Raw genomic sequence first — 12,694 nt, 5'->3', positions numbered from 1 at the left:
TGCTTGGGTCGCTTTTAATTAACCATCAAAACGGTGGCGAACCTGATTCAAATTGTTACTTAAACCAAGCGTTCACTTGAGACTTGTGCTTACTAATCCAATCGTCGGCAGCCTTTGTAGGCGTTTTACCGTTTTGGATATCAAGCATAACCGTCTGCATGTCATCTTGTGTCCAGTGGAAGTTCTTCATCACCTTGTAGACATCAGGGTTCGTCTGCTTCAAGTTTTTACGAACAACAGTATTAATTGTTTCTTGTGATCCCATTGTTCCCTTTGGATCAGCCAGGTACTTCAACTTGTACTTGTTGAACATCCAATGTGGTGACCAACCAGTCAAGACAATTGGTTGCTTAGCCTTATAAGCCTTATCCAATGCTGAAACCATTGCACCAGATGATGATGCCTGCAAATTCCAACCAGAAAGGTTACCATAAGAATCAATCGTCTTTTGTGCGGCAGCCATCACACCGGCACCAGGTTCAATCCCCGTAATGGTCTTGTTTGCTTGGTTGGTCAAATCTGCAATTGAGTTGACATCCATATAATCTGGCACAACCAAACCTAACTTAACCCCCTTCAAATTAGGACCAAGCAAATCGACATCATTCTTATACTTAGCGTACAAAGCCTTGTGAGTATTTGGCAACCAGGCTGAAACCGTAGCATCAGTTTGCTTGTTAGCAACTGATTGCCAGTTCACGGCGTTATCAAGTGGGGTAATCGTCACATCATAGCCGTGCTGACGCATTGCTTCAGCCAAAACATTCGTTGAGGCCACTTCAGAATCCCATTCAACATAACCAATATTGACTTTCTTGCCTGAAGCTTGGTGAGCAGTGATGCTACCAGCAATACCGGCGATAGCAATCACGGCCAACATTGCCCAAGTAGCCAACTTACGCCACTTTGGTGCAGAGACGGGCTCTGTGTTCAGACGCTGAACAAAGCGATCAATGATAATAGCCAAAATCACCAAGGCGATTCCATTAACAAATCCCGAACCAACGTCGGCGTGTTGAACAGCTGACAAGACACCACGACCAAGTCCTGGTGCACCAATCATAGAAGCCGTCACAACCATTGACAGAGCCAGCATAATCGTTTGCTTAGCACCAGCAATAATCGTGTTCTTCGCATTTGGTAATTCCAACTTGAACAACTTTTGCCAAGTCGTTGCCCCAAATGAGTCAGCGGCTTCAACCAAATCAGTTGGCACCTGTTGCAACCCAAGATAAGTGAAGTTCACAACTGGTGGCAGGGCGAAGATAACAGAGGCAAAGGCCCCAGGCACAACACCAATACCAAAGAAGGCAACGGCTGGAATCAAATAAACAAAGGCAGGCATGGTCTGCATAAAGTCCAAGATCGGCTTAATCACCATGTAGGCCTTTGGCGACTTAGCCGTCCAAATCCCCATTGGGATTCCAATAACCAAAGAGACAACCGAGGCCATCAAGACCAGTGTCAAAGTCTGCATCAAGTCAGACCATAATCCTTGGTTAGCCACCAAGGCCAAACCAATCAAAATAAAGAGTGGTTGACCATACTTCTTAGGCGTCAACAGCCATGAAATCAATGCCAAGGCAATGATGAAGATTGGCATTGGAATCGCTGTTAAGAAATTCGTAATGCCATCCATCGTAGTGGAACCACTATTTTGAATCGCTGTAAAAAATCCAGACAGATTCTTTGTTAACCAGTTAACCCCATCGGTTACCCAGGAGTCGATTGGGAGTTTGGCAACTGATAATAAATTAATCATTATTGTCTCCTTCCGTTTGGGCTAACGCTTCAATCACGGCACCACGAATGATAATACCGTGAAGCTTCTGATTTTCATCAACGACGGCCACTGGCGTGTGGGCGTCATAAATGATTGGCATAATGTCTGAAACAACCGTGTCAGGCGTTACTGTTGGCATTGCTGTGATCACGTCACGCAGAGTCAACTTTTCACGACGAGCATTCACGGCCGCGTCAGATGTCACGTACCCAACAAACTTTCGGTTACCATCGACGGCAACCAAGCCAGAAACTTCTTCTTCTGACATCCGGTGTAAGGCAACGTTTGGTCCATCCGTATCAGCGTTGATTGTTAAGCCAGGAATCATGATGGATTCTGCATTCAAAACCTTTGAACGATCAACATCTTCAACGAAGTTTTCAACATAATCGTTTGCTGGATTAGTCAAAATTTCTTCTCCAGTACCGATTTGTTGTAACTGACCATCCTTCATGATGGCAATTCGGTCACCCAAACGCAAAGCCTCGTTCAAATCGTGGGTAATAAAAATAATGGTTTTCTTCACCGTTGCCTGCAAGTCTAAGAGCTCATCTTGCATTTCGTGACGAACCAATGGATCCAAGGCAGAAAAGGCTTCATCCATCAAGAGAATGTCAGGGTCATTCGTTAATGCCCGTGACAAGCCAACTCGCTGTTGCATCCCTCCCGAAAGCTGTGAAGGATATTGGTCCTCAAATGACAAAAGTTTCGAATGTTCCAAGGCCTTTTCGGCACGTTCGCGCCGTTCCGCTGCTGGCACACCTTGGATTTCCAAACCAAATTCTGTATTTTCCAGAATGGTCCGGTGTGGGAATAAGGCAAAATTCTGGAAGACCATCGACATTTTCTTCCGTCGAATATCAAGCATCTCTTTCTTGTTGTAATGGGTAATGTTTTTCCCATCCAAAAAGATTTCCCCACTAGTTGGTTCAATCAGGCGATTGAGCAAACGAATTAACGTCGACTTTCCAGAACCTGACAACCCCATGATGACGAAGATTTCGCCCTCATTGACATCAAGGTTAATGTCGTAAACACCAACCGTTGAGCCAGTCTTTTCAAAGATTTCGTTCTTAGATTTATTTTCTTCAACCATCTTCAAAGCAGCCTTTTGACGCTTTCCAAAGATTTTGGTTAAATGCTTAATCTGAACTTTTGGCATAAACCCTCCTATTAGTTGACTATCCTGCTCATTTAAAATAAACTAAATAAGTGACCACCGTTGTGGATTTAAGCGGTGGTCAATAGTGACCACTCTATTATCATACACTAGTGGTCACTTTTGTCAAATTAGAATATTTATTCACTAATTCTTTTAAAGGACACCGGTTATGCCGAAAGTTAAAGAACCCCGTTATCACCAAATCGCTCAGGAAATTGCTGAGCACATCGTTAATAAACAATTTCTCGTTGGCGAAAAGCTCCATGCTCGGTCAACCTTGGCCGCAACCTTTGGCGTTTCCGCTGAAACCGCCCGCAAGGCAATTTCCGTGCTAGCCGATCTCGATATCGTCAAGCCTGTTCACGGTTCTGGCGTCGAAGTCCTTTCCCGGGAAAAGGCCCACGAATTTCTCAATCAAGCCAAAGAGAGTCGCGATCTACAAACTACTCACAGCGAAATTAAAAGCTTAATCGCCAAGCAAAAAGAGGACCTAGCTAATTTAGAGGAAGGTTTTTCACTCCTGTTGGATCAAACCCAACGTGTGCGCAAGAATAATCCCATGTCCCCTTACGAATTTATTCCCGAAGTCGATTCACCGATGCTCAACCAATCGATCGGGTCTTTGAATATTTGGCAAAATACCGGAGCGACGATTATTGCCATTCTTCACGAAGATGAAATCACCTTGTCTCCCGGCCCCTATGCCAATATCATGCCTGGTGATACTATCTACTTCGTTGGTTCTGACAAGACGGTTGAGGCCATCCACCAATTCTTTGCTGTCTAACTGCCAACAAAGCAGTCTCTGCAAAATCAGCTAATAACGATTTTTTAGCTCTGTGCTCATTAGACAAAAAAACTAGAAACCCAGTCGCATCACATGCAAATTTGGTTTCTAGTTTTTATTTTGTCTTACTTTAACCGGTCGTGGTAAACCTGACTTTGTTCTTCATAGCCCGGCTTGTCCAAAAGGGCAAACATCGCCGTCTTATAGGCTTCAACACCAGGTTGGTTGAATGGGTTGATGTTAAAGAGGTAGCCTGAAACACCTACAGCTAATTCAAAGAAGTAAATCAATTCACCCAAACCAGCTTCATCTTGACGATCCAAAAAAACGGCTAAGTTTGGTACACCGCCATCCACATGGGCCAAGACAACGCCAGTCGCAGCAGTCTTATTCACTTCTTCCAATGACTTTCCTTCCAAATAAAGCAAGCCATCTTCATTATTACCAGTCTTTGGGATTGGCAAATCATGCTTTGAATGGTCAATACGAACAACTGTCTCAAAGAGATCACGACGACCTTCTTGAATATATTGACCAAGAGAATGCAAATCAGTCGAGTAATTCGCCGATGAAGGATAAATGCCCTTTTGGTTCTTTCCTTCTGATTCACCCATCAACTGCTTCCACCACTCTGACAAGTATTGCAGCGATGGTTCCCAGTTAGCCAAAATTTCAGTTGTATAACCCTTATCGTAAAGAATTCGGCGGTAAGCCGCATAGGCTAAGGCTGGGTTGTCATGGACATCGTCACTGCTATACGTCTTTTCAGCTGCTGCTGCACCGGCCAAAACATTTTCAATATTAACTCCGGCAACTGCCATCGGCAACAAACCAACAGCTGACAAAACAGAGAATCGACCACCAATGCCATCAGGAATGACCAATGTTTGGTACCCTTCGGCAGTGGCCTCGTTCTTTAAAGCACCCTTTTTGGCATCTGTCGTTGCCACGATACGTTTTTTGGCACCTTCTTCACCGTACTTAGCTACCAAGCGTTGCTTAAAGAACCGGAAGGCAACAGCTGGCTCCGTCGTGGTTCCTGATTTTGAAATCACGTTAACAGAGAAATCTTGGTCACCGATTACCCGGTCCAATTCATCTAAGGCCATTGGCGACATCGCATTACCGGCAAAGTAAACCTTGACCTCATCGCCCTGAACTAATTCGTTATGCCAGGGTGACTTCAAAAAGTCGATTGCCATTCGTGATCCCAAATAAGAACCACCAATTCCAATCACTACCAAAACTTTAGAATTCTTTTTAATCGCGTCCGCCGCCTGATGAATCGGTGCCAAGCTAGCTTGGTCTTGGCTCGAAGCCCAGTGGAACCAATCAGTAAAGTCAGCTCCCGCGCCAGTCTTGTTCACCAATGTCTGATGCGCAAAGCGGACCTGATCCTTAATTTCATCCAACTCGTTGTCTGCAATGAAATTCTCTAAACCGTTCGAATCAAAATGAATTGCTGCCATGAAGAATACCCCTTTCTGTTCGGAAAGTAAACGCTTTCACTATTTTTATTATAGCACCCTTTACGGTAAAGTTAACGCTGTGACTAAAAATTAGTCAAATTTTTTAAACTATTTCTGAGCTGTTGCCGTCAAAACCTGTAAGGGAATTTCTTTATCCGTGTCAGCAAGGCCTGGCAGGAAGGTCGCCTTCAATTCCGGCTTAGCATAGGTCACCACGTTGGTACTCTTTTCATCGGGGCGAGACTTCAAGTCTTTCAATGGCTGTATCTTTAATGATTTTTTCAAACTTGTCCAGTAGGTCTTGCTTGCTGCTACTTGTACGGCAACTGTTTGATCCTCATGATCAACACCAACAGTCTTGTGGTTTGTCAGTTGCTTACCTGCCGTAAAAGTATACGCTTTCTTTTTAGCCAAGACCTGGTTAACCATATCAATGGTCGTTTGGAACCGTTGCTTTGTATCCGTGTAATCGGCAGCATTGTTCACAACTGTCAAGAACTCATGTCCCTGTTGGTCAACGACATAACCCGTAAAACAAGCCCCTGCTTCTGGTGTCGAACCCGTCTTTAACCCAAGTATTTTCAAGCCGTTTTCATTATCCAAGCCTTTGATAATGTTGGCAAATCCTTGACCAAAATCAGACGTCTCCGTCACCTTGACGGTCTTGTTTTTTGTGTAAGTTATCGTTGGATTGGTCGTCACAGTTTTTAAGGTCGGATCCATTGTCATAATCTTCTTAGCAATTTGAGCAACCTGCATCGCTGATGCATGGTTTGCAGCTGAATCAGATGCGGAAGTAACTTCGTTATTGTTATAAGAGTCACCATTTGTCAAACCAGCACCGTTATACCATTCAGTTCCCTTTAAATTCAGGTCACTTGCCAAGGATTCAAGCGTTTCTTGTGCCGTTTGTCCTGGCTTGGTCAAGGCAGCCGTTAAGGTCAGCGCAGCATCATTGGCAGAATTAGTAAACATTGCCCAATAGAGGTCGCGTACTGAAAGCTTATCACCCGTCTTCATGTTCAAATGGGAAATAGCATCTGCATTTTGTGCTGAAAGATCGGCACTAGCCGGCACGGTTACCTGGTCAGTCCACTTCAATTGGTTATCTTCAATTGCTTTTAAGACGCCGTAAGCCACCAACATTTTACTCTCAGAGGCAATCGGTGCTTGTTTATTGGCATCCTTTTCACCCAAAACTTGGCCTGATGTTAAATCAATTACCACAGCTGAGGTGGCATCAACATTTAAACTAACCGGCTGATCTTTCGTGGCTTGAATCGACGATTTAACATCATCTGGTACCAAGAAATACAGGCCTGCCCCTATCATGGCTATCGCTAAGACCAAAACGGCCATTAGGATGGCCCAAAACCGCCCACGTTTTTTCTTTCGATTAGCGGCGTGTAACCGATACATTGGCTTTTCACTCATCACTCTATTCTTCTTTCACTTGTTTCAGTGGGAGGGTCATGACGAATGCCGTGGCCGTCTCATCTGATTCGACTTTTACTTGACCGTTGTGCTGGTCAATAATGCCCTTCACGATTGCGAGCCCTAAGCCCGTACCACCAGTCTTGCTGTTGCGCGATTCTTCCACTCGGTAAAAGCGCTCAAAAATATGATTAGCCGAACGAGCAGGTATAGCAGGACCATCATTAATGACCCTGATTTCCACCAATCCAGCCTCCCTGACTTGACCAGTTAATTTAATAAAACTAGCACCTTGACCATATTTCAATGCGTTTTCAACCAAGTTAATCAAAACCCGGGCTAATTTATCCGAGTCACCAGCCATCACAATCACACTTGGGTCTAAATTAGTTGCAAAGCGCAGGTGCCGATTTTCCGCCTCCATGGCATAATTCGCAAGGACCTGATCAAAGAGGTCACCAAGCGAGAAATCGGTGATATTCAAACTTACCTGCGTTGTTTGCAACTTGGCAAACTCAAAGAGGTCTTCAACTAATGTCTTCATCTGGTTGGACTTATAATAAGCCGTCTTTAAATACTTAGCCTGGTCTTCTTCTGATAAAGGCGAATTTGGCGTCACCACCAAACCTAGGTAACCAATAATGGCTGTTAGTGGCGTCCGCAAATCGTGAGAGATATTCGTCATCATCTCATCCTTCGATTTTTCAACGGCTAACTGTTCCTCATGGGCCAAATTGAACTCGGCCACTACTCGATCGACTAAAGCCGTGAGTTGCCGTGCTTGGTTGCTATAGGTTGGTAACTGACGTTGTTCTTGGTTTTCGGGCAAGTCCGACTCATCATGGCCATTCGACTTGTGACCAAGATCAGGATGATTAGCAAGGGTGTACAGTCGTTTTGCCAGGTTGAGCAATAACAAACGTTCCCGACTGCGGCGCCAGAGATGAATTAACCAAATAGCCAATAGCAATAGCCACACAATGTAAAAAAAAGGCCAGCTTTGCCGAGCTGACCAATTCATTTTGTCTTGTAAGAGGTCAAAAACCAACACCCAGGCAAGGCCAGCGGAGGTCAAAGTAGCCAAAATTAATGACAAAACGGTTTGCGCCAGAATTGTACTTTTCTTGACCATAATTAACTCACTTCAATCTTATAACCAACACCCCAAACAGTCTGGATAACCTGGTCACCATGGGTTGCTTCTTCTAATTTATCGCGCAAATGAGAAACATGCACCATAACTGTCTTAGCAGAAACAACAGATTCTTGTTGCCAAACACGTTCGAAGATATCATCGGCAGAGAACACGCGGTTTGGATGAGAAGCCAAGAGGTATAAAATTCCAAATTCTAAGGCCGTCAAATTAACCAAATCACCACTTGTGGTCTTCACTTCGTGGGAATCCTTATTGATAACCAAAGAGGCCACCGACAAAACATCCGGCTTTTGCTCTTGGACCATGTTTTGAGACCGCCGTAAAAGCGAACGAATCCGAGCCATCACTTCCAAAGGGTTAAAAGGTTTTGTTACGTAGTCATCGGCTCCAGAAATCAGTCCCTGAATCTTGTCCATATCAGAAGACTTAGCCGAAAGCATCAAAATTGGAATATGCGTGTCCTTCCGAACAGCCTTTAACACTTCTAAGCCGGACATATTGGGCATCATAATGTCCAAGACCATTAAAGCAACATCCGGGTTAGTATTTAATTTTGAAAGGGCTTCTTTCCCATCTTGTGCAATCACGGGTTCGTAGCCTTCATTTTTCAAGTAAATTTCTAATAATTCAGCAATTTCTTGATCGTCGTCGACAACTAAGATTTTCATCCCTTACTCCTTTTGATTAGCCTCATCTACCCGTGCTTGTTGAGACAACTTTGAGATAGCTAAAATACCACCGTGTTCCAATCCAGCATGCTTACGGTTCAACAGGTAAGCTAACCAAGCCAAAGCCAAGACCAGCACATTACCAAAGAGAGGCAAGATCGGATTAACCACCGTCGGGATAAACATGAAGGCCGTGAAACCGGCGACCCACAAAATCGCAACAACAATCAGTAACAACCAAGTCGGCATTTTCTTCTTTGGATGCTTGTCCTTTGGATTAGGCACCAAACGTTGCATTGCCAGGGTATAAATCGCACCACCCCAGAATGATAGCAAGAGCCTTGAGACAACACCGATTCCTTGGCTTTCGCTTGAACTCTTGCCAAAACTCATTGTAATAGCGAAAACACCAGACAAGAACATCACTAAGACCAAGGCCGTATCAGTGGCCAAGAATGTAAAGGAATAATCGTGGAACTTCTTAGCTAAGCGGCGGGGATTCAAATACTCTTGCAAAAGTTGAGCTGGTGAGCCATACATTTGCGCAGCTGTTTTTCCTGCCTTTTGACCGACGTAAAGCTTTTTAGAAATCGTTTGCACAATTTCTTCCTTGCGTTCGTTACTGAGCTTGTCAGTTTCCGCCAAGCCCTTCTTAAATCGGAAAATAAAGTCTTGATTCTTCTTGCTTAATTGCGAATCTACTTGCGTCATCTTACTGTCTTTCGTCCTTTAAATTTATTATACGTTGAAACGGAATTCGATAATATCGCCGTCTTGAACGTCGTAATCTTTTCCTTCTGATCGCAACTTACCAGCTTCTTTAACGGCCTTAACAGACCCATATTCGTCCAAATCAGCAAAGGCAATCGTTTCCGCCCGGATGAATCCACGCTCAAAGTCCGAATGAATCACACCAGCAGCCTGTGGAGCTTTGTATCCGGCCTTAAAGGTCCATGCCCGCGTTTCTTTGCCACCAGCAGTAAAGAATGTTCGCAAGTCTAATAAGTGGTAAGCAGAGCGAATCAGCTTGTTCAAACCAGGTTCTTGAACACCAGCTAATTCCAAATAATCGGCCTTTTCGTCGTCATCTAGCTGAGCAATCTCTTCTTCGGCATTGGCTGACAAGGCAATTACTTCAGCCTTTTCAGAATCAGCAAAATCCTTAATTTTTTGGTAGTAAGGCGAGTTGGTTGGATCCGCCATATCGTCTTCTGCGATATTGGCAACATAAAGCGTTGGCTTTGATGTCAACAAGAATAAGCCCTTGACGACCTTTTCTTCTTCTTCTGAGAAATCAACCGTCCGCACGGCCTTGCCAGCTTCCAAGACAGGCTTAATCTTTTCCAAAACAGCAGCTTCTGCCTTAGCAACTTTATCGGATCCCTTCGCAGCACGAGCAACCTTCGCATAGCGCTTATCGACTGCTTCCAAATCAGCTAGGACCAACTCAGTATTAATGGTGTCAATATCATCAAGTGGATCAACTTTACCATTAACGTGAATGATTTCATCGTCATCAAAGGCACGGACAACGTGAACAATAGCATTCACTTGGCGAATGTTTTCCAAAAACTTGTTTCCAAGTCCTTCACCTTTGGAAGCACCCTTTACGATACCGGCAATGTCGGTAAATTCAAATGTTGTTGGAATAATCTTATCAGCCGGTTCAATTTCTTGAATCCGCGCTAAGCGATCATCTGGCACTTCGACAATTCCAACATTTGGTTCAATGGTGGCAAATGGGTAATTTGCCATTTCTGCACCAGCCTTTGTAATTGCATTAAAAAGTGTTGACTTACCAACATTAGGTAGTCCAACGATTCCAGCTGTTAAAGCCATGTCTATTTATCCTTTCGTCTTAAACCGTAAAAATCAATCTTCTTCGGCCTTTTTTAAGACTTTTTTCAAGCGCTTTTCAAAGTTAAACCGGGTTAACATAATTGTCCGGTTACAGTTCGAACAGGTAATTTTAATATCGGCCCCAAGTCGGTTGACCACCCAAGCATTCGTTCCGCAAGCATGGGGCTTCTTCATTTCAACTAGGTCACCAAGACCATATTCAATTGATTGCGCCATTTTAGTCTACCTCAATTGATAAAATACTTAAGATTCGAGCCAGGTCTTGTTCTGAAAGATAAGCAATTTCAATCTTTCCTGCACCCTTTGAACCGGTGTTGACCTTGACCTTTGTGCCAAATTTATCTTCTAACCGATTTGCTAAATCCTTAGCAAATGGCGATTCAACCTTTTTGGCAGGCTTTTGGTCACCGGCGTTAACTCTCTTGACCAGTGTTTCAACCTGGCGGACATTCAACTGTTCTTTCAAGATCGTTTGGACAACAGCATTCATCTGACTTTCTTTTTCCAAACCGAGTAAGGCCCGGGCTTGTCCCATGGAAAGTTCACCAGCTTGCACCAAGTCTTGAACCTGATTGGGTAACCTTAACAAGCGCAAAGCATTGGCAATCGTTGTCCGTTCTTTTCCTAACTTTTCAGCCAGTTGAGTTTGGTTTAAATCCAACTGGGCCATCAAGTTGGCATAGGCCCGTGATTCTTCAATCGGGTCCAGGTTATCGCGTTGCAAGTTTTCAATCAGTGCCAACGTCGCCATGGTATCGTCATTGGTTGCTCGAACAATCGCGGTAATTTCCTTCACCGGCAAAGTCTTAGTTGCGCGGAAACGACGCTCCCCAGCAATAATTTGATACTTAACACCGCTTTGACGAACAATAATCGGCGTCAACATGCCATTTTCTTTAATTGACTGAGCGAGCTCTTTGATCGATTCTTCATCAAAGTGCAGCCGCGGTTGAAACGGGTTGGCTTCAATTTGGTCTAAGGGAAGCGAAACAACTTTCTCCCCTGCATCCGGATTGCGGCTAACTGTTTTTGAATGGGCCAAAGCTTCCTTTGAAATACCATTGGATCCAAAGAGCGAATCCATGTTTTTACCCAATCCACCTCTTTTATTAACCATACTGCGCCATGACCTCCTTAGCAAATTCGGTATACACCCGTGCACCGAGTGACTTTGGGTCAAAATCAATAATCGCCTGGCCGTACGAAGGTGCTTCCGACAACCGAACTGTCCGCGGAATAACCGTTTGGTAAACCCGGTCTTCAAAGTACTTGCGTACTTGCTCAGACACCTGTCTTGCCAAATTTGTTCTTGTATCATACATCGTTAATAAGATACCGGCCATTTCCAAATCAGGATTTAGACCTTGACGAACAAGTTCAATCGTATTGAGCAATTGCCCCAAACCCTCCAAAGCGTAAAATTCCGTTTGGACTGGAATCAAAACCGCATCGGCTGCTGTGAAGGAGTTAATCGTCAAAAGTCCTAATGAAGGCGGATTGTCAATCAAAATATAGTCATACTGATCAGCCAATGGTGCTAGTGCATCCTTTAAGCGAAATTCTCGTCGTGGAAGATCAACTAACTGTACTTCACTTTCTGACAACTGAATCGTCGTTGGTAAAATATCCAAAGTATCGGCACCAACAATAGCGTCCTGAGCGGCAACGCCATTAATCAAGACTTCATAAACATCATTCTCTAATTCTGATTTGTCAACACCAACACCAGAGGTTGCATTTCCCTGTGGATCGGCATCAACTAACAAAACCCGCTTACCAGCTTTTGCCAAGGCAGCACCCAGGTTAATACTTGTTGTTGTCTTGCCAACCCCACCTTTTTGGTTGGCTAAAGCAATAATCTTTGCCATCTGCTGGCTCCTTTTTCTTTTATAATGGCTTTTTGCTAGGAGTACCGGCCTGCCTTGGATACTTCTTTGGTGTCTTTTGTACCTTAGCAATAATCTGAATCATTCGTGGATCCTGATTTGGTAAGGTGAAAGTGAAGCTTTCCTGGAATTGACCACCAAGTGTCTGTAAAGACTTTTGACCGGCCTGCAACTCGTCTTCACCAGCCGACCCCTTCATCACCAAAAGTTGTCCATCGAGTTTAACAAACGGCAATGTGTACTCAGCTAAAACGGCAGTGCGCGCAACAGCCCTGGCCGTGGCATAATCAAAACTTTCACGCATGTGTTGGTCTTGACCAAAGTCCTCAGCACGACCATGCAAAACCGTTACATTTTTTAAGCCGAGATCTGCAACAACTGTTTTTAAAAAGTTAACCCGTTTGTTCAAAGAATCAATCAGCGTCACCTTTAGGTTTGGTAAAGCAATTTTTAAAGGAATTGCCGGGAAGCCGGCACCAGAACCAATAT

The 12,694-nt window shown here is 44.1% G+C and carries 13 protein-coding genes (1 of these 13 running past the window's edge); 1 reads left to right on the top strand and 12 read right to left on the bottom strand.

Annotated features, from left to right (window positions below):
- Nucleotides 1-55 precede the first annotated feature (55 nt).
- The gene (locus M3M36_RS05285) at nt 56-1,762 is read right to left on the bottom strand and encodes an ABC transporter permease/substrate binding protein (protein ID WP_252773544.1); all 1,707 of its coding nucleotides are present in this window, start codon (nt 1,760-1,762) and stop codon (nt 56-58) included.
- Nucleotides 1,755-2,945 carry a quaternary amine ABC transporter ATP-binding protein gene (locus tag M3M36_RS05280; RefSeq protein WP_252773543.1) on the bottom strand — a complete coding sequence of 397 codons (1,191 nt, stop codon included), beginning with the start codon at nt 2,943-2,945 and terminating at the stop codon, nt 1,755-1,757. The genes M3M36_RS05285 and M3M36_RS05280 overlap by 8 nt, the downstream gene beginning before the upstream one ends.
- 169 nt (nt 2,946-3,114) lie before the next feature.
- On the opposite strand from M3M36_RS05280, the gene M3M36_RS05275 reads away from it, so the two are divergent.
- A complete protein-coding gene (locus M3M36_RS05275; protein ID WP_252773542.1) occupies nt 3,115-3,732 on the top strand; it encodes a GntR family transcriptional regulator in 618 nt (205 codons plus the stop codon).
- Between the two features lie 125 nt (nt 3,733-3,857).
- Here M3M36_RS05275 and M3M36_RS05270 read toward each other — a convergent pair whose 3' ends face one another.
- The 10 genes from M3M36_RS05270 to rsmG all read right to left on the bottom strand — a co-directional run.
- A complete protein-coding gene (locus tag M3M36_RS05270) occupies nt 3,858-5,201 on the bottom strand; it encodes a glucose-6-phosphate isomerase (protein ID WP_252773541.1) in 1,344 nt (447 codons plus the stop codon).
- A 108-nt stretch (nt 5,202-5,309) separates the two neighbouring features.
- Nucleotides 5,310-6,635: a D-alanyl-D-alanine carboxypeptidase family protein gene (locus M3M36_RS05265; protein ID WP_252773540.1), complete on the bottom strand. Its 1,326-nt coding sequence runs from the start codon at nt 6,633-6,635 to the stop codon at nt 5,310-5,312.
- A gap of 4 nt (nt 6,636-6,639) precedes the next feature.
- The gene (locus M3M36_RS05260; RefSeq protein ID WP_252773539.1) at nt 6,640-7,767 is read right to left on the bottom strand and encodes a sensor histidine kinase; all 1,128 of its coding nucleotides are present in this window, start codon (nt 7,765-7,767) and stop codon (nt 6,640-6,642) included.
- Between the two features lie 2 nt (nt 7,768-7,769).
- On the bottom strand, nt 7,770-8,459 hold the full coding sequence (locus tag M3M36_RS05255; RefSeq protein ID WP_047975531.1) for a response regulator transcription factor: 690 nt from the start codon (nt 8,457-8,459) through the stop codon (nt 7,770-7,772).
- A gap of 3 nt (nt 8,460-8,462) precedes the next feature.
- Complete coding sequence (locus M3M36_RS05250; protein ID WP_252773538.1) at nt 8,463-9,170, bottom strand: DUF1129 domain-containing protein; 708 nt, start codon at nt 9,168-9,170, stop codon at nt 8,463-8,465.
- Between the two features lie 27 nt (nt 9,171-9,197).
- The gene (ychF, locus tag M3M36_RS05245) at nt 9,198-10,298 is read right to left on the bottom strand and encodes a redox-regulated ATPase YchF (RefSeq protein WP_252773537.1); all 1,101 of its coding nucleotides are present in this window, start codon (nt 10,296-10,298) and stop codon (nt 9,198-9,200) included.
- A 33-nt stretch (nt 10,299-10,331) separates the two neighbouring features.
- Nucleotides 10,332-10,535 carry a DUF951 domain-containing protein gene (locus M3M36_RS05240; RefSeq protein ID WP_047975534.1) on the bottom strand — a complete coding sequence of 68 codons (204 nt, stop codon included), beginning with the start codon at nt 10,533-10,535 and terminating at the stop codon, nt 10,332-10,334.
- A 1-nt stretch (nt 10,536) separates the two neighbouring features.
- Nucleotides 10,537-11,436 carry a ParB/RepB/Spo0J family partition protein gene (locus M3M36_RS05235; protein WP_252773536.1) on the bottom strand — a complete coding sequence of 300 codons (900 nt, stop codon included), beginning with the start codon at nt 11,434-11,436 and terminating at the stop codon, nt 10,537-10,539.
- Nucleotides 11,429-12,187, bottom strand: coding sequence for a ParA family protein (locus tag M3M36_RS05230; RefSeq protein ID WP_252773535.1), 759 nt, complete (start codon nt 12,185-12,187; stop codon nt 11,429-11,431). The genes M3M36_RS05235 and M3M36_RS05230 overlap by 8 nt, the downstream gene beginning before the upstream one ends.
- 19 nt (nt 12,188-12,206) lie before the next feature.
- Nucleotides 12,207-12,694 carry the 3' portion of a 16S rRNA (guanine(527)-N(7))-methyltransferase RsmG gene (gene rsmG, locus M3M36_RS05225; protein WP_252773534.1) on the bottom strand. The gene runs 229 nt beyond the window's last position, so only the last 488 of its 717 coding nucleotides appear in the window; its start codon lies off the right edge, out of view — the gene reads right to left on this strand; the stop codon is at nt 12,207-12,209.

The organism is Fructobacillus americanaquae, from assembly GCF_024029775.1.
Classification (GTDB): Bacteria; Bacillota; Bacilli; order Lactobacillales; family Lactobacillaceae; genus Fructobacillus; species Fructobacillus americanaquae.
This window is presented reverse-complemented; position numbering and strand designations above follow the sequence as displayed.

Bases quoted from the DNA above. Each gene is read 5' to 3' on its own strand.
- M3M36_RS05285 (WP_252773544.1), bottom strand. From the start codon at position 1,762: ATGATTAATTTATTATCAGTTGCCAAACTCCCAATCGACTCCTGGGTA.
- M3M36_RS05280 (WP_252773543.1), bottom strand. From the start codon at position 2,945: ATGCCAAAAGTTCAGATTAAGCATTTAACCAAAATCTTTGGAAAGCGT.
- M3M36_RS05275 (WP_252773542.1), top strand. From the start codon at position 3,115: ATGCCGAAAGTTAAAGAACCCCGTTATCACCAAATCGCTCAGGAAATT.
- M3M36_RS05270 (WP_252773541.1), bottom strand. From the start codon at position 5,201: ATGGCAGCAATTCATTTTGATTCGAACGGTTTAGAGAATTTCATTGCA.
- M3M36_RS05265 (WP_252773540.1), bottom strand. From the start codon at position 6,635: ATGAGTGAAAAGCCAATGTATCGGTTACACGCCGCTAATCGAAAGAAA.
- M3M36_RS05260 (WP_252773539.1), bottom strand. From the start codon at position 7,767: ATGGTCAAGAAAAGTACAATTCTGGCGCAAACCGTTTTGTCATTAATT.
- M3M36_RS05255 (WP_047975531.1), bottom strand. From the start codon at position 8,459: ATGAAAATCTTAGTTGTCGACGACGATCAAGAAATTGCTGAATTATTA.
- M3M36_RS05250 (WP_252773538.1), bottom strand. From the start codon at position 9,170: ATGACGCAAGTAGATTCGCAATTAAGCAAGAAGAATCAAGACTTTATT.
- ychF (WP_252773537.1), bottom strand. From the start codon at position 10,298: ATGGCTTTAACAGCTGGAATCGTTGGACTACCTAATGTTGGTAAGTCA.
- M3M36_RS05240 (WP_047975534.1), bottom strand. From the start codon at position 10,535: ATGGCGCAATCAATTGAATATGGTCTTGGTGACCTAGTTGAAATGAAG.
- M3M36_RS05235 (WP_252773536.1), bottom strand. From the start codon at position 11,436: ATGGTTAATAAAAGAGGTGGATTGGGTAAAAACATGGATTCGCTCTTT.
- M3M36_RS05230 (WP_252773535.1), bottom strand. From the start codon at position 12,187: ATGGCAAAGATTATTGCTTTAGCCAACCAAAAAGGTGGGGTTGGCAAG.